The organism is Alcaligenes sp. WGS1538 (genome assembly GCF_043187505.1).
GTDB lineage: Bacteria > Pseudomonadota > Gammaproteobacteria > Burkholderiales > Burkholderiaceae_B > Alcaligenes.
The window spans coordinates 1023094-1043106 of the sequence record NZ_CP171109.1 but is presented as its reverse complement, the minus strand read 5'-3'; the positions used below and the strand labels follow the sequence as shown (position 1 = coordinate 1043106).

Annotated in this window: 20 protein-coding genes; 8 read left to right on the top strand and 12 right to left on the bottom strand. The window is 64.9% G+C overall.

The window, feature by feature from the left end; translation table 11 throughout:
* Positions 1–35 precede the first annotated feature (35 nt).
* From ACF3ND_RS04845 to cysS, 5 genes are all read right to left on the bottom strand, one after another.
* On the bottom strand, positions 36–1289 hold the full coding sequence (locus tag ACF3ND_RS04845) for an aspartate kinase (protein WP_394064782.1): 1254 nt from the start codon (positions 1287–1289) through the stop codon (positions 36–38).
* A gap of 253 nt (positions 1290–1542) precedes the next feature.
* Positions 1543–2607 carry a tRNA lysidine(34) synthetase TilS gene (tilS, locus tag ACF3ND_RS04840; protein WP_394064780.1) on the bottom strand — a complete coding sequence of 355 codons (1065 nt, stop codon included), beginning with the start codon at positions 2605–2607 and terminating at the stop codon, positions 1543–1545.
* Positions 2579–3544: an acetyl-CoA carboxylase carboxyltransferase subunit alpha gene (locus tag ACF3ND_RS04835; protein WP_394064778.1), complete on the bottom strand. Its 966-nt coding sequence runs from the start codon at positions 3542–3544 to the stop codon at positions 2579–2581. The genes tilS and ACF3ND_RS04835 overlap by 29 nt, the downstream gene beginning before the upstream one ends.
* Positions 3545–3571: 27 nt before the next feature.
* Positions 3572–4243, bottom strand: a complete 672-nt coding sequence (locus ACF3ND_RS04830) for a DNA-3-methyladenine glycosylase family protein (RefSeq protein ID WP_394064776.1) — start codon at positions 4241–4243, stop codon at positions 3572–3574.
* Positions 4228–5667: a cysteine--tRNA ligase gene (cysS, locus tag ACF3ND_RS04825; protein WP_394064774.1), complete on the bottom strand. Its 1440-nt coding sequence runs from the start codon at positions 5665–5667 to the stop codon at positions 4228–4230. The genes ACF3ND_RS04830 and cysS overlap by 16 nt, the downstream gene beginning before the upstream one ends.
* A 246-nt stretch (positions 5668–5913) precedes the next feature.
* Between cysS and ACF3ND_RS04820 the strand changes: the two genes are divergently transcribed.
* The 3 genes from ACF3ND_RS04820 to ACF3ND_RS04810 all read left to right on the top strand — a co-directional run bounded on the left by ACF3ND_RS04820 (position 5914) and on the right by ACF3ND_RS04810 (position 8043).
* Positions 5914–6561 (top strand): tetratricopeptide repeat protein, encoded by a 648-nt coding sequence (locus ACF3ND_RS04820; protein ID WP_394064772.1) that lies wholly within the window; start codon positions 5914–5916, stop codon positions 6559–6561.
* A 170-nt stretch (positions 6562–6731) separates the two neighbouring features.
* Entirely contained in the window at positions 6732–7241 is a 510-nt protein-coding gene (locus tag ACF3ND_RS04815; RefSeq protein ID WP_394064770.1) for a peptidylprolyl isomerase, read from the top strand.
* Entirely contained in the window at positions 7231–8043 is an 813-nt protein-coding gene (locus ACF3ND_RS04810) for a UDP-2,3-diacylglucosamine diphosphatase (RefSeq protein ID WP_394064768.1), read from the top strand. Before ACF3ND_RS04815 ends, ACF3ND_RS04810 begins: the two co-directional genes overlap by 11 nt.
* Positions 8044–8100: 57 nt before the next feature.
* Here ACF3ND_RS04810 and ACF3ND_RS04805 read toward each other — a convergent pair whose 3' ends face one another.
* From ACF3ND_RS04805 to ACF3ND_RS04785, 5 genes are all read right to left on the bottom strand, one after another.
* A complete protein-coding gene (locus ACF3ND_RS04805) occupies positions 8101–9399 on the bottom strand; it encodes a type II toxin-antitoxin system HipA family toxin (RefSeq protein WP_394064767.1) in 1299 nt (432 codons plus the stop codon).
* On the bottom strand, positions 9396–9698 hold the full coding sequence (locus ACF3ND_RS04800; RefSeq protein ID WP_394064765.1) for a helix-turn-helix transcriptional regulator: 303 nt from the start codon (positions 9696–9698) through the stop codon (positions 9396–9398). The genes ACF3ND_RS04805 and ACF3ND_RS04800 overlap by 4 nt, the downstream gene beginning before the upstream one ends.
* Before the next feature lie 172 nt (positions 9699–9870).
* Positions 9871–10734, bottom strand: coding sequence for an undecaprenyl-diphosphate phosphatase (locus ACF3ND_RS04795; RefSeq protein WP_394064763.1), 864 nt, complete (start codon positions 10732–10734; stop codon positions 9871–9873).
* Positions 10735–10759: 25 nt separating this feature from the next.
* Entirely contained in the window at positions 10760–12343 is a 1584-nt protein-coding gene (locus ACF3ND_RS04790) for a TerC family protein (protein ID WP_394064761.1), read from the bottom strand.
* A gap of 143 nt (positions 12344–12486) precedes the next feature.
* A complete protein-coding gene (locus ACF3ND_RS04785) occupies positions 12487–13278 on the bottom strand; it encodes an inositol monophosphatase family protein (protein ID WP_394064759.1) in 792 nt (263 codons plus the stop codon).
* Between the two features lie 108 nt (positions 13279–13386).
* On the opposite strand from ACF3ND_RS04785, the gene ACF3ND_RS04780 reads away from it, so the two are divergent.
* The 3 genes from ACF3ND_RS04780 (at position 13387) to ACF3ND_RS04770 (ending at position 15972) form a co-directional block, all read left to right on the top strand.
* Entirely contained in the window at positions 13387–14235 is an 849-nt protein-coding gene (locus ACF3ND_RS04780; RefSeq protein WP_394064757.1) for an RNA methyltransferase, read from the top strand.
* Positions 14236–14241: 6 nt separating this feature from the next.
* Positions 14242–15090 (top strand): serine O-acetyltransferase, encoded by an 849-nt coding sequence (gene cysE, locus ACF3ND_RS04775; RefSeq protein ID WP_394064755.1) that lies wholly within the window; start codon positions 14242–14244, stop codon positions 15088–15090.
* A gap of 111 nt (positions 15091–15201) precedes the next feature.
* Positions 15202–15972 (top strand): IclR family transcriptional regulator, encoded by a 771-nt coding sequence (locus tag ACF3ND_RS04770; protein WP_394064753.1) that lies wholly within the window; start codon positions 15202–15204, stop codon positions 15970–15972.
* Between the two features lie 67 nt (positions 15973–16039).
* Here the strand turns inward: ACF3ND_RS04770 and ACF3ND_RS04765 are convergent, their stop codons facing one another.
* Entirely contained in the window at positions 16040–16852 is an 813-nt protein-coding gene (locus ACF3ND_RS04765) for a mechanosensitive ion channel family protein (RefSeq protein WP_394065781.1), read from the bottom strand.
* A 528-nt stretch (positions 16853–17380) separates the two neighbouring features.
* Entirely contained in the window at positions 17381–17989 is a 609-nt protein-coding gene (locus ACF3ND_RS04760; protein ID WP_394064751.1) for a class I SAM-dependent methyltransferase, read from the bottom strand.
* Positions 17990–18034: 45 nt separating this feature from the next.
* Here ACF3ND_RS04760 and ACF3ND_RS04755 point away from each other — a divergent pair, with 45 nt between their 5' ends.
* The gene (locus ACF3ND_RS04755) at positions 18035–19075 is read left to right on the top strand and encodes an LLM class flavin-dependent oxidoreductase (RefSeq protein ID WP_394064749.1); all 1041 of its coding nucleotides are present in this window, start codon (positions 18035–18037) and stop codon (positions 19073–19075) included.
* A complete protein-coding gene (locus ACF3ND_RS04750; RefSeq protein WP_394064747.1) occupies positions 19072–19983 on the top strand; it encodes a LysR family transcriptional regulator in 912 nt (303 codons plus the stop codon). The genes ACF3ND_RS04755 and ACF3ND_RS04750 overlap by 4 nt, the downstream gene beginning before the upstream one ends.
* Positions 19984–20013: the final 30 nt, after the last annotated feature.

Here is a 20013-nt window from a genome sequence, read left to right as displayed (position 1 = left end):
CATTTTAAAAAAACCAATGCAAATAGCAGTTTGAATTATTTTTCCTGATCCAGCTCGAAGGTCTTGTGCAGCGCGCGCACGGCCAGTTCCATGTATTTGTCGGCGATGATGACCGAGGTCTTGATCTCGCTGGTGCTGATCATCTGGATGTTGATGCCTTCCTGGGACAAGGCGCGGAACATGGAGCTGGCGACGCCGGCGTGGTTGCGCATGCCGATGCCCACGATGGAAACCTTGCACACGGCGTCGTCAAAGACGATTTCGCCGGCGCCCACGGCGGGACCGATCTGCTGGGTCAGCAGGTCGCGGGTGCGCAGCGCGTCGTTGCGGCTGACCGTGAAGGAGAAGTCCGTGGTGCCCTGCACCGACAGGTTCTGCAGGATCATGTCCACTTCGATGTTGGCCGCGGCGATGGGGCCCAGGATGGAGTAGGCTACGCCGGGAGTGTCGGGTACGGCGCGCAGGGTGAACTTGGCTTCATCACGGCTGAAGGCGATGCCCGAAACAACGGCAGCTTCCATTTTTTGATCTTCCTCGAAAGTAATCAGCGTGCCCGAAGACATTTCTTCTTCGAGCGGAATCAGGGGGTCTGTCAGCGAGGACAGCACTCGAACGGGAACCTGGTACTTGCCGGCGAACTCCACGGAACGGATCTGCAGCACCTTGGAGCCCAGGGAGGCCATTTCCAGCATTTCCTCGAAGGACACCACTTTCATGCGGCGGGCTTCGGGAACCACGCGCGGGTCGGTCGTGTAGACGCCGTCCACGTCGGTGTAGATCAGGCATTCGGACGCCTTCATGGCCGCCGCCACGGCCACGGCCGAAGTGTCGGAGCCGCCGCGGCCCAGGGTGGTGATGTTGCCCTCTTCGTCCACGCCCTGGAAGCCGGTGACGATGACCACGCGGCCGGCGTCCAGGTCCTGGCGGATGCGGGTGTCGTCAATGGAGCGGATGCGCGCGCGCGTATAAGCGCTGTCGGTCAGCACGGGCACCTGCCAGCCGGCATAGCTGCGGGCGGGGACGCCCTGGGCGGCCAGCGCCATGGCCAGCAGCGCGCTGCTGGCCTGCTCGCCGGTGGCGGCCAGCATGTCGAGTTCGCGGGGATCGGGCTGGGGGCTGAGCTCCTTGGCCAGACCGAGCAGACGGTTGGTTTCGCCGGACATGGCCGAGGGAACCACCACCACCTGGTGGCCGGCCGCATGCCACTTGGCAACCCGGCGCGCCACATTCTGGATGCGCTCGATCGAGCCCATCGACGTGCCGCCATATTTATGTACGATCAGGGACATCTTTTACTCTGCATCAAAGGGCTAATGTCTGGAATAGACACAAAAACGATCTATTTTAACGACTTTCTGCTATTGCGTTTGGGCTAGAGGTGGTCTGTCGAAAAAAAAATCAAGCTCCGAAGGGAAATACCCCCACGCCGCGCAGGCTGATAGCCTGCTTGCTGCCCCCCAAGGGGGCACTTTTTGCCTTGGGGCGGCCCGGCGGCAAAAATACCCCCACGCTGCGCAAGCTGATGAGCCGCGCGGCGCGGGCTCAATCCGTCCCGGCGGGCTCCAGCAGCACCCGGCCGCGCACGCAGCGGATCAGCCAGGGTCCGTGCTTGACTTTCAGCTGCCGGTCGTGGCCCAGCGCGTGGACGCTGCGCAACTGGCGCATCAATTCAGCCAGGCGCGCCTCGGTAGGCATGCCGGCCCCCTGCTCATGCAGCCAGCGGCGGATGACCAGGGCCTGGCGGGCCGGCTCCAGCAAGCGCCAGGAAGCCAGGCTGAAACTGCGTCCCGTCTCGTCCAGGTCCAGCGACTGCAGATCCTGCCGGGCCACGCTGTCCAGGACATCGCGGGTTTCCCGGCTCAGCCGGGCCTGGCGCTGCAGCACGGATTGCCAGCCCGGCCAGCGGGCGTCGAGCACCGGCGTCAGCAGTTCGCGCAGGGCGCCGCGGGTGTAGTCGGGATTCAGGTTGGTGGGATCCTGTACGGCCTGCCAGCCGCAGGCCGCGGTGAAGCAGTCGCTGGCCTGCAGGATGCGCGCGCGCGGCTGCTCCAGCCAGGGCCGCCAGTAAACGATGCCGTCGCGCCGGCTGCTGGGCGCCATGGCGCCCAGGCCGACAGGGCCGGCGCCGCGCAAAAGGCGCAGCAGGACCGTTTCAGCCTGGTCGTCCTGGTGATGCGCCAGCAGAATGTCGCCCACCCCCGCGAAGCCGGCCAGCTCGGCCAGGGCGCGATAGCGGGCGTCACGGGCGGCGGACTCCATGCCGTCGGCGCTCAGCCGGTCCGCCCGGACCTGGACGCGCAGGCTGTGGCAGGGGCGCCGCAAGCGCCGCGCAAGGTCGTGCACGCGGGCCTGCCACTGGTCCGCGGCGGCCTGCAGGCCGTGGTGAACATGGAAAAAATGAAGTTCGATGCGGCGGCGGCTGGCCCAGAGGTGGGCATGCACCGCCAGCATGGCGGAGTCGGCGCCGCCGCTCAAGCCCAGGCCAAGACGGTGCCCGGGCTTGAAGGGCAGATGCAGCGTCAGGGCATCCAGCAGCGCGGGCGAGGGCTCGAAGCCCGCCAGCCCGGCGCTCGCATGATCAGGCGCGGACTTCCTGGAAACGGCCATACGCCAGCAGGCGCTCCATGCGCTGATCCAGCAATTGCTCGGTGGACATGCCCGAGACCTGGCGCAAGGCGTCGGCAAGGGCTCGGCCCAGCTGGCGCGCCATCATGGTGGGATCGCGATGAGCGCCGCCAATGGGCTCGTTGATCACGCGGTCCACCAGGCCCAGCTCCTTGAGGCGCGGCGCGGTGATGGCCAGGGCCTCGGCGGCAACGGGAGCCTTGTCGGCGCTGCGCCAGAGGATGGACGCGCAGCCTTCGGGAGAGATCACGGCGTAGGTGGAATACTGCAGCATGGACACGACGTCGCCCACGGCAATGGCCAGGGCGCCGCCCGAACCGCCTTCGCCGATGATGGTCGAGATGATGGGCACGCGCAGCTTGGCCATGGCATACAGATTGTGGCCGATGGCTTCGGACTGGCCGCGCTCTTCCGCGCCGATTCCCGGATAGGCGCCGGGCGTATCCACGAAGGTGAACACCGGAATGCCGAACTTCTCGGCCAGGCGCATCAGGCGCAGGGCCTTGCGATAGCCTTCGGGACGCGGCATGCCGAAGTTGCGGCGCGCGCGCTCCTTGGTGTCGCGGCCCTTCTGATGACCGATGACCATGCAGGGCGTGCCGTTGAAACGCGCCAGGCCGCCCACGATGGCCAGGTCGTCCGCATACATGCGATCGCCGTGCAGCTCGTGAAAGTCGGAGAAGATCTCGCGCACGTAGTCCAGCGTGTAGGGACGCTGGGGGTGGCGGGCCACGAGCGCCGTCTGCCAGGGAGTGAGCTTGGCGTAGATATTCTTGGCCAAGGTCTGGCTCTTCTGCTGCAGACGGCTCAGCTCTTCTGAAATATCCACGGCGGAATCAGACTGCACGTAGCGGAGCTCTTCGATCTTGCCTTCGAGCTCGGCCAGAGGCTGCTCAAATTCCAGGAATGTATTTCGCATTGTCGGGTCTTAAGGTTTGGGCCTAATTTAATATCGTACAGCAACCGTGTTCAGGCTGCGCCACAGATGCCAGGTGGCCACCGTGCACCACGGCGCCCAGGCCTGGGCTACTTCACGCGCTTCGAACCGGGAAACCGGCTCGCCACTGAAATAGTGCTGGGAAATTGCCTTGAGCAGGCCGGCATCGTCCAGGGGCAGGACGTTGGGCCTGTGCAAGTTGAAAATCAGAAACATTTCGGCGGTCCAGCGGCCCACGCCTCGAATGGCGCACAGGTCCGCGACCACGGCTTCGTCCGGCATGGACTGCCAGGCTTGGGGATCGATTTTACGGGCATCGAAGTGCGAGGCCAAATCGTGGATGTATTCCACCTTGCGCTTGGGCAGTCCCAGGCCGCGCAGATCCTGCGGATCCAGCGCCAGCAGCGCGGCCGGCGACAGCGGCTGTCCGCAGCGCTCGAGCAGGCGCTGCCAGAGCTGGTCGGCCGTGCGCAGGGCAACCTGCTGGCCGACGATGGAGCGGGCCAGCGTCATGAAGGCCGGCGCCTTGTGCTGCAGCCAGTGCTCCCCATGCTGGGGGATCAGCTTGCGCAGGATGCGGTCGCGCTTCATGAGCTGTGCGCAGGCCTCGTCCCAATAATCCGGCTTGCCCACCAGACGCACCTGGGAGCCGGCCAGGGAACCGGCTATGCCCTGCGCCATTGCGTCGCTCCGCCGGGCCGGTCCTCGAGTTCGACGCCTTGCTCCTTGAGCTGGACGCGGATCGCGTCCGCGCGGGCGAAGTCGCGGTCCTTCTTGGCCTGCGCGCGCTCGGCCACCAGAGCGTCGATGGCCTCGTTGTCCAGGCTGGAGGCGGCGCCGCCCAGATAGCGCGACGGCGACTGCCAGTACAGGACGGGATCGACCTGCAGCAGCCCCAGCACCCCGCCCAGGGCGCGCATCAGGCCGCTGGCCTGAGGGTCCTTGTCGCGGTTGGCCTGCCCGGCCAGCTCGAAGAGCACGGCCACGGCTCCGGCCGTGTTGAAATCGTCGTCCATGGCCTGGGCGAAGGCCTGCGCCGGCCCCTGGGCCCAGTCTATCTGCACCGGGGCGGCCGGCACGTTCTGCAAAGTCTGGTAGAGGCGATCCAGCGCATGCTGGGCGTCGCGCAGGTTGTCCGGAGCATAGTTCTGCAGGCTGCGGTAATGGTTGCGCACGATGAAAAAACGCACCATTTCCGCTTCGCGCGGATTGGCGGCATAGCTGCTCTGCCCTTCATCCAGGCCTTCAGGCGCGATGGTGTCGCGGATGCGGCGGAAGTTGCCCAGGGACTTGGACATCTTTTCCGAATCCACCATCAGCGGCCCGCAATGCATCCAGACGTTGGCCAGCTGGCCTCCGAAGGCGCCTTCGGTCTGGGCGATCTCGTTTTCGTGATGCGGGAACTTCAGGTCCGGGCCTCCGCCATGGATGTCCAGCGGCAGGCCCAGGATGGCCTTGCTCATGGCCGAGCATTCGATGTGCCAGCCCGGCCGGCCCAGCCCGTAGGGCGATTCCCACTTGGACTCCGGCGGCTCCTCTTCCTTGGCGGACTTCCACAATACGAAGTCCAGCGGATCGCGCTTGGCGGAATTGAGCGCCACGCGCTCGCCGGCGCGCAGGTCGTCCAGGGAGCGGCCCGACAGCTTGCCGTAGCCGGGAAACTGGCGCACGGCGTAGTTGACGTCGCCGTCCTCCGACCGGTAGGCCAGGCCATTGGCTTCCAGCTTGGCGATGATGCCCAGCATGTCGGGCACGTGCTGGGTGGCGCGCGGCTCCGAATCCGGGCTCTGCACGCCCAGCGCCTTCTCGTCGGCGTGCATGGCGGCGATGTAGAAGTCGGTGACTTCGGACATGCGCTGCTTGCGTTCGACCGCGCGGCGGATGATCTTGTCGTCGATGTCGGTGATGTTGCGCACGTAGCTGACCTGGTAGCCGCTGGCGCGCAGCCAGCGCTGCACCACGTCGAAACTGACCAGCATGCGCGCATGCCCGAGGTGACAGAAGTCATACACGGTCATCCCGCACACATACATGCGTACGTGGCCCGGCTCGACCGGAGTGAACACCTCTTTGGAGCGTGACAGCGAGTTATAAATGCGCAACATGGGCTGTAATCGTCATAAAATCGGAGCTTTGCGCCAGGAGGCATGATCCTGGCCTGCAGTCCGGATTTCCCGCCCGGCAATGGGCAAGGTTAGAATGATGGTCGACAAGTATAGCAAGCAGACCTCGTTAAAGGCAGCAATCAACCAACCTTCCTGGTCTCCAAGCCAGATTTTATAGGCGCTCCCGCTGTGTTCAGTACACCTCGACGGAATCGGTTTCTTGCCCCCTGCGCGCTGGCCCTCTTCGTGGCCGGAACCCAGGGCGCAACGGCCCAGCCCCATCCCCCCGCCCAGGTCGCACCGGCGTCCTCTTCCTCGGCGCCGCGCGTCAACGACCCGCTGCTGGAGGCTCCCCGCGAAGAGGAACGCGGCTGGAAAGGCCTGGCGCGCGCCCTGGACGTGCTCGCGCCCAGCGTGGACACCTCGGTGCCGCTGAGCGCCGGCGAGATCAGCAAGCGCATCAGCAGCCTGATCGCCCAGGGCCGCCATGACGACGCCCTCCAGGCCATCGAAAACCGCCTCAAGCAGCGCGAAAGCAATGGCGAGACGGGCACGGACGTGCAGTTGCTGTTCCTCAAGGCCCGCGCCCTGTCGGCCGCCGGCCGGCACAACGAGGCCATCCGCATCTACCAGGACATGACGACCTATTATCCGGAGCTGCCCGAGCCCTGGAACAACCTGGCGGCCGAATACATCGCCCAGGACAAGCTGGACATGGCGCTGGAAGCCCTGAAGATGGCCCTGACCGCCGATCCGTCCTATGCGCTGGCGCGCAACAACATGGGCGAAGTGCAGCTGATGCTGGCCAATGACGCCTACCGCAAGGCGGCATCCGAAGGCGTGCAGAAGGCTGCGCAGCGCGCGCAACAAACGGGCCGAATTCTGCAACAATAGGGTTTTCACTCGACGGGAACGCCCGCTTTCATATGTTTGCAACCGCTTTTCAATGGTGTGCGCAAGCCCGCGGCTTGCGCACTCTCGGTATTGCCGCCTGTCTGGCCATGTCCGCCATGGCCAGCACGCCTGCCGCGGCAGATTCTTCAACCCCTTCCCAAGGTAAATCCATGAGCACCTCCCCGCGCGTCAAACTGCAGACGAACCAAGGCGACATCGTTATCGAACTGAACGCCGAAAAGGCTCCCAACACGGTCGCCAACTTCCTGAACTACGTGAACAGCGGCTTCTACGACGGCACCGTGTTTCACCGCGTGATCAACAACTTCATGATCCAGGGCGGCGGCTTCGAAGCCGGCATGAAGCAAAAACCCACGGAAGCCCCCGTCAAGAACGAAGCCGACAACGGCCTGAAGAACAACAAGTACACCATCGCCATGGCCCGTACTTCCGATCCTCATTCCGCCACCGCCCAATTCTTCATCAACGTGGCCGACAACGACTTCCTGAACTTCACCGCCCCCACCTCCAACGGCTGGGGCTACGCCGTGTTCGGCCAAGTGGTCGAAGGCACCGAGGTCGTGGACAAGATCAAAACCGTGCGCACCGGCAACAAAGGCTTCCACCAGGACGTGCCTGTTGAAGACGTCGTCATCGAAAAAGCCACGGTTGCCGAGTAAGCAGACCCTGCCCGGCGTCGTCTGGATTGCCGCCGACCTGCACCTGGGTCCGGACAATCCGGCGACCATCCAGGACTTCCTGCGATTCCTGGACAAGGCCAAGGCCCAGGCCGACGCCTTGATTCTGGGCGGCGACATCTTCAACGCCTGGATAGGCGACGACCAGATTGCCCGCCCCGCTCCCTGGCTCTCCCGTGTCAGCGCGGCCCTGCAGGCCTACGGCGCCCGCCGCCGCCTGTTCCTGATGCGCGGCAACCGGGACTTCCTGCTGGGCCCAGCCTACGCCCGCCACGTGCACGCCAGCCTGTTGCCCGATCAGGTTCTGCTGGATACGTCCGCCGGCCTGGTGCTGATGTCGCACGGCGACGAATACTGCCTGGACGACGCCGCCTATCAGCGCTTTCGCCGCTGGGTGCGCAAACCCTGGCTGCAATCGCTCTACCTGGCCTGCCCGCTGGGCCTGCGCCAGCACATCGCCGACGCCGCCCGTGCGCGCAGCCGGCGCGGCCAGCTATACAAGAACATGCAGATCATGGATGTCACGCAGTCCGCCATCGAGCAGGCCTGCGCAGCCCAGCCGCTGCAGGCGCTGGTGCATGGCCACACGCATCGTCCGGCCAGCCACGCCATTCCCGGCCAGCCCGAAGCTCGCCGCTGGGTCCTGCCCGATTGGGACAGCGACCACGATGGCCCGGCGCGCGGGGGCTACATCAGCATCCAGGGCGCGGAGCTGTGCCTGCGCCAATGGGGCCGGCCCGAACAGTGCCAGACATTGAACCCCCAGGAGCCACACCGGACGTGAAGCCTGTCACGATCTTTGCAGGACGCCCGCCGACTTGCAAAGATCATGAGAGGCCTCTTAGCGCGTCAGCGCCAGCCCGCCCTGCAGGCGTTCCGAGACCGATCGCTGCATGGAGGGCGGCGCGTCCTTCAGCAAGGCTGGCCATTGCGCCTGGGCCTGGCGTACCAGATCACGAGCCAGGCGCAGGTAATGTGGAGCACGCATCAGGCCCGCCTGGCGGATCAAGCCATCCAGATCATTCCAGCCGAATTCACGCAGTTCCCGGTCTATGCGGCGGTTGACGCCGTAATCCTGCGCCCCCACGGACTCGAAGAACGCCGTCACGCAGACGGGATCGTACAAGGGAGCCAGCTGCGGATGCCGTGCATCGGGATAGACCAGCGCCCAGTTCTTCAGGTGGGCATCGGTATTGCCCAGCAGGATGAAGGCCACGAAGCGCAGGATGAATTCACGCAGATCCGCCGCCCGGCGGCTGGAGACGGCGTCGATCACGCGCAACATGTCCGCATAGTCCCCCATGCCCCGGCCATACTTGTGGCGCGGCGAGAAACCCAGCACCTGCGCGAACTCCTCCATATGCACGCGCAGGCCGTCCGGCCCCCGGTCGAAACGCGGCACGGCCAGGATGCGCTCGAAAGGCACGGCTTCGGGCAGCTCCGCCTGCGCCCGCGTGATGATGCCGGCCTGCGCGCACTCCAGCCCCAGAGCCCGGCACAGCACATAGCCGGAATACTCGTTGTCCACCAGATCCGGATGCCGGGACGTGGGCAGCTTCAGGATGGTGGATCCCGCCCGCCCCTGCCGGCGCACCACATAGCGCCGTCCGTCATAGACCGCCGAGAACTTGGTGACGACGCCGGGCAAGGCGGCGGCGTCCTCCACCGGGTCCTCCACGAAGCCCGGCTCCAGCACATCCAGCCCCAGGGCGGTGTGCCACAGACGCACGGCATCCGGTATACCTTCTCGGGCGGGCACCGGCTCCACTTCCAGGGCGCCCATCAAGTCGTGGCCCGCCGCCGCAAGCAGCTCGAACTCGTCATCGGCCGCGCAATGGCGCTCGCGCGCAAGACGTTCGCGGTTGTGGCCTTCCGGGAGGAGATTGGCGAAATAGCTGGGCCAGCGCCCGTCGGCGCGCACCAGTCGAGCATCGCGCGCCGCGCTCAGGATGGCCTGGGTCGCGGCCTCGTCCTGGCCCACATAAGTCAGCGACAACACCGGACGCAATGGATCGGAAATGTAGTCCTCGTCGAAGGATACCCGCAGGATATCCCCGTACTGTGACAGATAGCCGATGGCGCGACGGCTGCGGTCCGGCAGGTGCATGAACATGCGCAGGTATTTGATGGACGTGCTCATGACCTTTCCCGCAGGCTGTCCGCCAGCGACAAGGGCGCCGCGGCGCCCGCATCCTGCCCCAGGTAGCGGCCTCCCGATGCCAGAAACGCCTCCAGTTCCTTGCGTAGTCCGGTCGGCACGACCAGATACTGCGCCCCCAGCACGCGGGCCAGTTCCTGCAGCGTGGACAACTGCGGATCCACTTGGCCGCGCTCTATCTTGCTGACAGTCATGCGAGACAGGCCCGCCAGCCGCGCCAGTTCAGCCTGGGTCAGCCCGTGCGCCTTGCGCAGGCGTATCAAATCCTGAATTACGCTCATTTCGATTATCTTTTTGGCCGAATAGATAACGTAAGTTATCAAAACGCTTAGTCGATGTCAAAAAGATTATTATCGTTATCAAAATTACTAAAAAGATATTTTAAGTTATCTTTTCAGGTAAAAAAATTCCCCATCCGCAGCCAGGATGGGGAAGTCTGACGGCGCTGCGTTCTTATCGCGCCATCAACCAGACCAGGACCACCAGGCCCAGGGCGATCCGATACCAGGCAAAAGGCCGGTAGGTGCGGCTGGACACGAAACGCAGCACGGCCTTGACCAGAACCAGGGCGCTGATGAACGCCGCCACGAACCCCACCACAATGGCCGAGGTCTGGTCGGCGCTCAAGGCCGCGCCATTGCGATAAAGATCGTAGACAGTAGCCGCCAGCATCGTAGGCATGGCCAGGAAGAAAGAAAACTCCGTGGCGGTCTTGCGCTGGATGCCGGCCAGCATGCCGCCGATGATCGTCGCTCCCGAACGGGACGTGCCGGGAACCATGGCCACGCATTGGGCGAACCCGACCACCAGCGCCTGCTTCCAGGTGATCTCCTCCAGGGCGAAAGCCGTGGCGCGCTGCGAGGTGGCCGTCTCCCCTTCGGCAAGCGCAGGAGCATTCTTGGCGTACTCGGGCTTGCGCTCCACCCACAGCATGAGCAGCCCCCCCAGCACCAGGGTGAAGACGAACACGATGGGATGGTGGAACAGAGCCTTGACGTACTTGATGGTCAAGGCGCCGATCACGGCCGCGGGCAGGAAGGCGATCAGAAGATTGCGGGTGAACATCACCTCCTTGCGCTCGCCGCGCAAGGTGCCGCCGATCAACTGGATGAGGCGGGCCCGGAAAATCCAGATCACGGCCAGAATGGAGCCGAACTGGATGACCACTTCAAAAACCTTGTCGTCCCCGGAGGAAAAGTCGATCCAGCTTCCCAGGATCAGCAAGTGCGCCGTGCTGGAAACCGGGATGAACTCCGTGAAACCTTCAATGATGCCCAGCAGCAGGGCCTTCAGCAGATACAGAGTGTTTTCCGTCATGTTTCGTGAAGTGAAGTGAAAAAACTTAAACAGTGGACTCGTCGGCGATCATGTCGGGATCGGCCGACTGACGTTCCAGGCGAACAGAAGCGATGCGACGGCCTTCGAGCTGGTCCACGGTGAAGCGGTACAGCATGCCGCCCTGCACGAGCTCGCAGCTGTCGCCCGCCTCGGGAAGGTGGCCGAAGCGCTCCAGCAGATAACCGGCCAGGGTGGAGTACTCCTCGTCCTCGTCCACCAGGCCCTCCACGCCCAGAAGCTGCTCGAGGTGATGCAGGTCGGTGGAGCCGTCCAGCAGCCAGTGATCCGGGGATTCCTCGACGATATCCGGGGATTCATCTTCGTCGGGGAAGTCTCCGGCGATGGCCTCGAAGATGTCCAGCGGCGTGACCAGGCCTTCGATCGCGCCGAACTCGTCCGTCACCAGCACGAGCTGGCCGCGGGTCTGCTTGATCGTCTCCATCAACTGCAGGATGCCGATGGATTCGTACACGAAGATGGGCTGCCGCAGCTGGTCCACGCGGATATGGCCATGAACCAGCAGATCGGCCAGCATTTCCTTGGAACGCCCTATGCCGACCACGTCATCGAGCGAGCCGCGGCAGACTGGCAGCATGCTGTGCGCTTCCTGGGTGATCTTCTCGCGCAGGAGCTCGGGATCGTCCTGCAGATTGATCCAGGTAATGTCATTGCGCGGCGTCATGACCGACTGCACATTGCGCTCGGACAGCGTCAGCACGCCGCTGACCATGTTGCGCTCCTCGTCGCCGAACACCAGCTGCGCACCACTGGCGGGCTGGTCCGGGCCGGCCGCGACCAGTTCGGACACCGGCCGTTTGCCCAGCATGCGCAGCACCGCCTCGGCCGTGCGCTCGCGCATGGGACGCCGGGCTTCGGCCAGCCGCATCTTGCGGCGCGCCAGCTGGTTGAACACCTCGATCAGGATGGAGAAGGAAATGGCGGCGTACAGATAGCCCTTGGGCACATGCACGCCGAAGCCTTCGACCAGCAGCGAGAAACCGATCATCAGCAGAAAGCCCAGGCACAGGATGACCACCGAGGGCCGGCTGTTGATGAAGACGGTCAGAGGCTTGGAGGCCACCAGCATGATGCCGATGGCGATGACCACCGCCGCCATCATGATGGGCAGGTGTTCGACCATGCCCACGGCGGTGATGACCGCATCGATGGAGAACACCGCATCCAGTACCACGATCTGGGCCACGATGACCCAGAAGCTGGCGTACATGCGCGACCCCGAGGCGTGCGCGCCGCGGTTGTCGATGCGCTCGTGCAGCTCCAGCGTGCCTTTGAACAGCAGGAAGAAACCGCCCACGATCAGGATCAGGTCCCGCCCGGAGAAGTCCAGCTCGCCCAGGGATATCAGAGGATCGGTCAGCTGCACCAGATGCGACATGAGGGTGAGCAAGGCCAGGCGCATGATCAGCGCCAGCGACAGCCCCACGATGCGCGCGCGGTCGCGCAGTTCCGGCGGCAGCTTGTCCACCAGGATGGCGATAAATACCAGATTGTCTATGCCCAGGACGATTTCCAGGACCACCAGCGTCAACAGCCCTACCCAGGCCGTCGGGTCCATCAACCATTCCATGTCAGCTCCTTGTCGCCTTCATAAAAAATGCCCCGCGCTGCACAAGCCATAGCCCGCTTGCGGCCCCGGGAGGGGGCGCTTTCTGTCCTGGGCGGACCGATGGCAAAAAACACCCCGGCAGGCCGGGGTATGCGTACTGGATTCTAGTCCTGCATGTGCGCCAGCATCTGGGTGAAGATCTTCGGGGTGGCCGCCAGCACATTGCCGGTTTCCTTCCAGGTCTGCTCGCCGTCGAAGTCGGCGACCAGGCCGCCCGCCTCGGTCACCAGCAGCGAACCGGCCGCCAGGTCCCAGGGCTTGAGGTTGACGGCGCAGAAGCCGTCCAGACGGCCGCAGGCCACGTAGGCCAGGTCCAGCACCGTTGCGCCCACGCGACGTACGGCGGCGCATTCGCCCAGCATGTCGGCGAAGGGCGACGTGCTCTTCACGCCGGCGCCCGAATCGGGCACGTGCGCGCCGATCAGCGCATCGTGGTAGCGGGTCAGGCCCGACACCCGCACGCGGCGGTCATTCAGGAAGGCGCCGCCGCCCCGGCTGGCCGAGAAGATCTCGTTGCGGTTGGTGTCGAAAATGACCGCGTGGACGGTCTGGCCCCGGTGCAGCAGCGCGATGGAGATCGCATAGGCCGGGAAGCCGTGGATGAAATTGGTGGTGCCGTCCAGCGGATCGATGACCCATTGGTATTCGGGTTCGCCATCGCCGCGCGGCTCCAGGGGCGGGCGCACGCCCGATTCCTCGCCGATGAAGCCGTGGTCCGGGTAGGCTTCGCTCAGGACTTCGATGATGGCTTCCTCTGCAGCGCGATCCACTTCCGTGACATAATCCTTGGGGCCTTTACGCGCAATCGACAGGTGTTCCAGGTCAAGACTGGCGCGATTGATAATGGTGCCGGCACGGCGAGCCGCCTTGATGGCGGTATTGAGCATCGGGTGCATGGAAATTCCGTATTTTTAACAATGATTGAGCCTGCCTCGTTCGCCCTGACGCAGGACGAGACCGCTTTGGCAGACACAGGAAGCGTTGCTTCAAACCAGCTATTTTAAATGACTCAGACGCAAGCATCGGCATTTAACGATAATTTTGACCGGGTTCGCTTCATTATGGTGCAACCCAGCCATCCTGGAAACGTGGGCGCGGCCGCGCGCGCGATCAAAACCATGGGCTTCGGCGACCTGTGCCTGGTCGATCCGCAAGACCCCGGCGTGCTACAGGATCCCCAGGCCATTTCGCTGGCCAGCGGCGCCACCGACGTGCTGGCCTCGGCCCTCATCGTCCCCACCCTTGCCCAGGCCCTGGAGCCGGTCACCCTGGCATTCGCCCTGACCGCCCGGCCGCGCTACCTGGGCCCGCCGCCGGCGGACATCCGTCGGACCGCCGAACTGAGCCGCGACCACCTGCGCAGCCACTCGGGCGCCGTGGCCATCGTGCTGGGCACCGAGCGCGTGGGATTAGCCAACGAACACATCGCCCAGTGCCAGTACGTCTGCCACATCCCGGCCAACCCCGAATACAGCTCGCTGAACGTGGCCCAGGCCCTGCAACTGGCAGCCTGGGAGCTGCGCTACGCGCTGATCGCCGCGCAAGGCGCCGACCTGATCCCGCATACCGAGGGCAAGGCCGACCCGGGCAAGGAGCTGGCCACGCAGGACAAGGTGCAGGCCCTGATGGCGCACTGGGAGCAGGCCATTGAAAGCGTCAAGTTCCTGGATCCGCGTCATCCCAAGAAACTGGTGCCGCGCATGCGCCATCTGTTCGCGCGCAATCAGTTGACGGTGGACGAGGTGGACATGCTGCGCGGACTGTGCACGGCCATGATCAAGACCGCCCGCGCGGCGGGCTTCCCCGTGCCTGGGCAGCCCTCTCCCGACGACGGGCAAAGCGTGCCAAAATAAGCTTATATGCTCAAACAGTTACGCGAAGACATAGCCTGCATCCTGCAGCGCGATCCGGCCGCCCGCAGCTCCCTGGAAGTGCTGACCTGCTACCCCGGCCTGCACGCCATCCTGATCCATCGCCTGTCCCATCGTCTATGGAACAGGAACTGGTTCTGGCTGGCGCGTTTCTGCTCGCACCTGGCCCGCATGCTGACAGGCATAGAGATCCATCCCGGAGCGCGCATCGGCCGGCGCGTCTTCATCGACCACGGCTTTGGCGTGGTGGTGGGCGAAACCGCCGAGATCGGCGACGACTGCACCATCTACCAGGGCGTCACCCTGGGCGGGACGCGGCTGTACAAGGGTGAAAAACGCCACCCCACCCTGGAAAACGGCGTGGTGGTGGGCGCGGGCGCCCAGGTCCTGGGCGGCTTCACCGTGGGGGCCGGGGCGCGCATCGGCTCCAATGCCGTGGTGGTCAAGCCCGTGCCGGCCGGCGCCACGGTCGTGGGCAACCCGGCCCGGCTCATCGTCAAGGAAGAGTCCGGTCCGCAGGAGCCGGCGGCGCAGATTCCCGGCGTCCCCGCAACGCCTTGCCAGAGCCCCGGCTGGGACGCGGCGCCCCTGCAGGACCTGCTGCGCCAGGGCCGCCCGGACCGCGATGCGCCCGAGGCGCCCGGTTTTGAAGCCTACGCCGTTTGCCGCGCCGCCGAGGACCCGGTGGCCAAGGTGCTGCAAGAGTTGATCGATCACACCGCCCGTCAGGACGCCCGCATCCACACGCTGTGCCAGGCTCTGGAAGAACTGGGCCAGCGCGTGGAGAACGGCCAGCAGCCGCTGGACGCCGAGCGCCTGAACAAAATGGTGCAATAGGCACGCGGTCTGCCGCCGCCCAGGAGGGCGACCGCCTGGTGGACACCTGGGCCCAGCGCGTTTATTCTTACCTGAACCATTTTTTCGGTAAGCAACAGCGCGTTTCTATCCATGGACACACCCGAAATCGTCGAGCAGCAGGATTCGGCCGGACCCCGCACCCTGCAACGCGGCCTGCTCGTACTCAAGACCTTGCAGAACCACCAGGGCAAGGGACTCAGCGTGACCGACCTGTCGCGCGCCACCGGCCTGCAACGCCCCACCATCTACCGCCTGCTGGCCGCGCTGATGGACCATGACCTGGTCCAGAGCAGTCCCCACAGCCGGCGCTACACCGCCACGCGACAGGATCATGGGCTGCTCGGCCTGGACCCGCGCGTGACCATCATGCAGCCCATCATGCAGGAGCTTGCCCAGCTGACCGGCGACGCCGTCTTCCTGGTGGGGCGCGACGGCGACGAATCCGTGAGCCTGTGGCGCGAGATCGGCCCCTATCCGGTGCAGATCCTGGCCACCTACGTGGGCAAGCGCCAGCCCCTGGGCGTGGGCTCGGGCGGCATGGCCTACCTGGCCAAGCTCAGCGATGACACCATAGACCAGATCATCGAGCGCAATGCCGGCCAGCTCGACCAGTACGGCGGCATGACGCAGCGCGAAATGCGCCAGTTGGTGGCCAATACCCGCATACGCGGCTACTCCGTGGTGGGCAACTACGCCGTACGCGGCGCCCTGGGCGTGGGCGCGGCCTTGTGCGACCACAAGGGCCGCCCCATCCTGGCCATGAGCGTCACCGCCATCACCGAGCGCATGCCCGCGCCGCGCCAGAAGGAAATCGCCAGCCTGCTGCGCGACGCGCTGGACTCCGTGGCGGGCAAGTTCTAGGACGGCGCGCCCGGGCATGAAAAAGCCCCGCCCTCCCGGGCGGGGCCAACAGCCGCAAAAGGCGATATCAGGCCGCTTTTTCGGCGGTCGAGGATTGCAGGATTTCTCGAACCGGAATGGGAGTCTGCAGGCCGGCCCGGTTCAGCACCTGCACGGCCTGACGGTACAAGTCGAAACGCAGGTCCCAGAAATCCTCCGCCTTGGCCCAGGCGCGCAGGTTCACCGTGATGACGCTGTCCTTGTACTCCATGGCCATGACCTGCGGGGCCGGATCCTGCAGGACTTTTTCGTGGCCGTCCAGCAGTTGCTTGAGCAGTTCGATGGCGCGGTCCAGGTCGTCGCCATAGCGCACGCCCACGCCGATGTCCAGACGACGGGTGGTGTTGCGGCTGTAATTGATGATGGGATTGCCCCAGATCAGGCTGTTGGGCAGGGAAAAATGAATGCCGTCCACCTGCACGAAGCGGGTCAGGAACAGGCCGACTTCCTGCACCGTGCCGTCGCCCTTGCCCACCACGGATACGAATTCGCCCGCCCGCAAAGGACGCAGCATCAGCAGCATGATGCCGGCGGCGATATTCTGCAGCGTGTTCTGCAAGGCCAGCCCGATCGCCAGACCGGCCGCGCCCAGCACGGTGATGATGCTGGCCGTCTGCACCCCGAAACGAGCCAGCACGGCAATCAGCACGAAAATGCGGATGGTCCACACCGTGACGCTCTTGCTCATGGGGACGATGGTGGGGTCGATGCGCGGCGAACGCTGCGCCAGCCGTTCGATGGCGCGCCCCGCCACCGAAGACAGCCACCAGCCCAGGATCAGGATGGCCAGCGCGATCACCACATTCAGCGCAATGGCCCAGGCGGCGGGAAACTCCACCATCCATGCTTTGAGTTTTTCCACTGTAGGGTCTCCTAGAGTTGCGGCGCAGGCCGCCGGCGTATGCCGCAGCGACCGCGAACCGGAAGCCGCCATCATAGCCTCTGGACCCTCGGCCCCTCAAACCCGCCCCCCAGGGCCTGCTTATCCACGCAAACTGTGGATAGGCCGCAGGAAAAACTGGGCAAATCAGCAAAACCTGCTTATATATCAAAGCAATGGAACCCTAGGCCAAAAAACAGCCAGATGGCCCCATTTTGCACGGCCTTATCCACCCAAAATGTGGACAAGTCGCAGGATAAGCCGTGCACCACCGCATTTAATAATTAAAAAACAAGCACTTGCAATCGATGATCAGAAAAACGACAGTTTTTGACATTTTTCGTCGCCCGGCCAGTTCACCTTCTTGCCGTTCCGGCTTATCCACAAAAGATGTGCATAAAATTCGGGAAAACCCTTGGAGTAACAATAAATTCCATTAGAAAACAAGCCATTGCTTAGCAGGGTCAAGAAATCGCCAAGCGCCTCCGCTCAGGCAGTCCGACGCCACACCGACGCGAGCCACGGCTGTTCCTCGCGAGGCCGCCCCTCGGGCCGGTAGTAATGGCGTATTTCCTCGAAGCCCGCGTCCTGCATGCGCTGCGCCCATTGCTCCCAGGAGTAGTAGCAGCCATAGCGCTCGCCGTTCCAGCCCTCCTCGCCCTGGCCGCGCGGATTGGAGGAGAACAGCGCGCCGCCCGGACGCAGGCAGGCCCGCAGGCGCGCCAGCACCTGCGCCAATTCCGCGCTGGGCACATGAAACAGCACGGCGTTGGCGAAGACGCCGTCGAATGAGCCTGGCGGCAACGCCAGGTCCAGAAAATCCTGTTGCAGGACCTTCAGGCCGGTCTGGCGGCGCGCCATCTCCACGAACGCCGGGCAGGCGTCCAGCCCCACCGGCCTGTGCCCCAATGCCTGGAAGGCCAGCAGGTCCCGGCCCGGTCCGCAGCCCAGGTCCAGGATGTCGTAGGGTCCCGGCCCCGGCAAGGCGTCGAGCAGCGCCTGCCGGTTCTGGCTGACGTCGTGGTCCCAGGTTCCGTCCCGGAAGGCCTGGGCATGGCGTTGATAATGATCCACGGTGCGGCGGCTGGCTTCCTTCATGATCATCCTTTCCTGTCCTGTGGGTTTGCTTGACGGTGCCTGACTATGCGTCGACTATATCCCGAATACCAGCCTGAACCTTATGCCATGAAGCCCAGCTACCCCCTGTCCGTACTGGACCTGTCCCCCGTCACCCAGGGGTCCACCCCTGCCGAATCCTTCCGCCGCTCCGTCGACATCGCCCGCCATGTGGAAAACTGGGGCTACCGACGCTACTGGCTGGCCGAACATCACGGCATGCCCGGCATCGCCAGCGCCGCCACCTCGGTGCTGATCGGCCACATCGCCAGCCAGACGCGCCAGATCCGCGTGGGCGCGGGCGGCATCATGTTGCCGAATCATTCTCCGCTGCTCATCGCCGAGCAGTTCGGCACGCTGGAATCGCTGTATCCCGACCGCATCGACCTGGGCCTGGGACGCGCGCCCGGTTCGGACCCCGACACCGCCCGCGCCCTGCGCCGCAACCTGAACAGCGACCCGGACCAGTTCCCCCGCGATGTGATGGAGCTGCTGGATTATCTGTCGGACGAGCCGCGCAACCGCATCCTGGCGGTGCCCGGCAAAGGGCTGAACGTGCCCGTCTGGATCCTGGGCTCCAGCCTGTTCGGCGCTCAGCTGGCCGCCGCACTGGGCCTGCCCTACGCCTTCGCCTCCCATTTCGCGCCGGCGCAACTGATGCCGGCCATCGACATCTACCGGCGCCAGTTCCAGCCCTCCGCCTACCTGGACAAGCCCTACGTCATGCTGGGCTACAACCTGTTCGCCGCCGACTCCCAGGAAGAAGCCGAACTGCTGGCCTCCTCCTGGCAGCAGTCCTTCGTCAGCCTGCGCAGCGGCCGGCCCATCCAGTTGCCGCCGCCGGTGGCCAACTATTACGAGCAATGCAGTCCGCCGGCGCAGGCCTTGCTCGATTCGCTGCTCAGCTGCACCGCCGTGGGTGACGCGGACCGCGTGCGCGAACAGATGCAGTCCTTCATCCGCCTGACCGGCGCCGACGAACTAATGCTGAACGCCAACATCTACGATCATCGCAAGCGCCTGCGTTCCTACGAGATCGCCGCCGAGCTGCGCCACAGCCTGGCATGAACGCGCGCCGCCTGCAGGACACCGCCCTGCGCTACTTTCTGGAAGTGGCGCGCTGCGGCTCCATCGCCGAGGCGGCCGCCAATCTGCACGTGGCCGGCTCGGCCATCAGCCGCCAGATCAGCAGCCTGGAAGAGAGCCTGGCCACGCCGCTGTTCGAGCGCCATGCGCGCGGCATGACCCTGAACGCGGCCGGCGAACTGCTGGCCGCGCATGCGCGCCGCGCCGCCATGGACGCGGAACGCACGCTGCACGACATCGCCGCCCTGCAAGGCCTGCAGACCGGCCTGGTGCGCATCGCTTCCTCCGAAGGCGTGGCCGCCCAGCTCCTGCCGCAGTGCATAGCGCAGTTCCGCCGGCAGCACCAGGGCGTGCACTTCCAGCTCGACGTGCTGGCCCCCCGGCAAATCACCATGCTGCTGCTCAGCGGCCAGATCGACATAGGCATCAAGTTCACCCAGGCGGCGGACAAGGACATCAAGGTGCTGTTCCGGCGCGATGCTCCCGTCATGGCCCTGGCCGCCCCCGGCCACCCCGCCACGCGCACGCGACGCATCAGCCTGAAAAGCCTGCTGGCCCATCCTCTGGCCCTGCCTGGGCCGGACACCACGGTGCGGCAGATGCTGGACGTGGCCTGCAGCGCGCAGAACCTGGACCTGCGCCCCGTGCTGACCAGCAACCACATGAATTCCCTGCATCAGTTCGCCTTGTCGGGCGCCGGGGTGACGGTGTCGGCGGAGCTGTCGGCCCGGCACTTGATCGAGCAGGGCCTGCTCCAGGCCAACCTGATCCAGGAACGCGTGCTGCTGGGCCGTCAGATCGAAGTCCAGGCCCTGGCGGGCCGCCGCCTGCCGCCCATTGTCCGCAGCTTCGTGGACTTCCTGACGCCCTGGCTGGAAACATCGGCCTGAACATTGCCAAAAAAGCAAGGCAGACCTGCT

Excerpts from the sequence above, each read along its gene's own strand:
- ACF3ND_RS04755 (WP_394064749.1), top strand. The coding sequence starts at position 18,035 with ATGCGTCGACTATATCCCGAATACCAGCCTGAACCTTATGCCATGAAG.
- cysS (WP_394064774.1), bottom strand. The coding sequence starts at position 5,667 with ATGTTGCGCATTTATAACTCGCTGTCACGCTCCAAAGAGGTGTTCACT.
- cysE (WP_394064755.1), top strand. The coding sequence starts at position 14,242 with ATGCTCAAACAGTTACGCGAAGACATAGCCTGCATCCTGCAGCGCGAT.
- ACF3ND_RS04765 (WP_394065781.1), bottom strand. The coding sequence starts at position 16,852 with ATGGTGGAGTTTCCCGCCGCCTGGGCCATTGCGCTGAATGTGGTGATC.
- tilS (WP_394064780.1), bottom strand. The coding sequence starts at position 2,607 with ATGGCCGTTTCCAGGAAGTCCGCGCCTGATCATGCGAGCGCCGGGCTG.
- ACF3ND_RS04770 (WP_394064753.1), top strand. The coding sequence starts at position 15,202 with ATGGACACACCCGAAATCGTCGAGCAGCAGGATTCGGCCGGACCCCGC.
- ACF3ND_RS04760 (WP_394064751.1), bottom strand. The coding sequence starts at position 17,989 with ATGAAGGAAGCCAGCCGCCGCACCGTGGATCATTATCAACGCCATGCC.
- ACF3ND_RS04830 (WP_394064776.1), bottom strand. The coding sequence starts at position 4,243 with ATGGCGCAGGGCATAGCCGGTTCCCTGGCCGGCTCCCAGGTGCGTCTG.
- ACF3ND_RS04800 (WP_394064765.1), bottom strand. The coding sequence starts at position 9,698 with ATGAGCGTAATTCAGGATTTGATACGCCTGCGCAAGGCGCACGGGCTG.
- ACF3ND_RS04805 (WP_394064767.1), bottom strand. The coding sequence starts at position 9,399 with ATGAGCACGTCCATCAAATACCTGCGCATGTTCATGCACCTGCCGGAC.
- ACF3ND_RS04795 (WP_394064763.1), bottom strand. The coding sequence starts at position 10,734 with ATGACGGAAAACACTCTGTATCTGCTGAAGGCCCTGCTGCTGGGCATC.
- ACF3ND_RS04780 (WP_394064757.1), top strand. The coding sequence starts at position 13,387 with ATGACTCAGACGCAAGCATCGGCATTTAACGATAATTTTGACCGGGTT.
- ACF3ND_RS04750 (WP_394064747.1), top strand. The coding sequence starts at position 19,072 with ATGAACGCGCGCCGCCTGCAGGACACCGCCCTGCGCTACTTTCTGGAA.
- ACF3ND_RS04845 (WP_394064782.1), bottom strand. The coding sequence starts at position 1,289 with ATGTCCCTGATCGTACATAAATATGGCGGCACGTCGATGGGCTCGATC.
- ACF3ND_RS04835 (WP_394064778.1), bottom strand. The coding sequence starts at position 3,544 with ATGCGAAATACATTCCTGGAATTTGAGCAGCCTCTGGCCGAGCTCGAA.
- ACF3ND_RS04790 (WP_394064761.1), bottom strand. The coding sequence starts at position 12,343 with ATGGAATGGTTGATGGACCCGACGGCCTGGGTAGGGCTGTTGACGCTG.
- ACF3ND_RS04815 (WP_394064770.1), top strand. The coding sequence starts at position 6,732 with ATGAGCACCTCCCCGCGCGTCAAACTGCAGACGAACCAAGGCGACATC.
- ACF3ND_RS04785 (WP_394064759.1), bottom strand. The coding sequence starts at position 13,278 with ATGCACCCGATGCTCAATACCGCCATCAAGGCGGCTCGCCGTGCCGGC.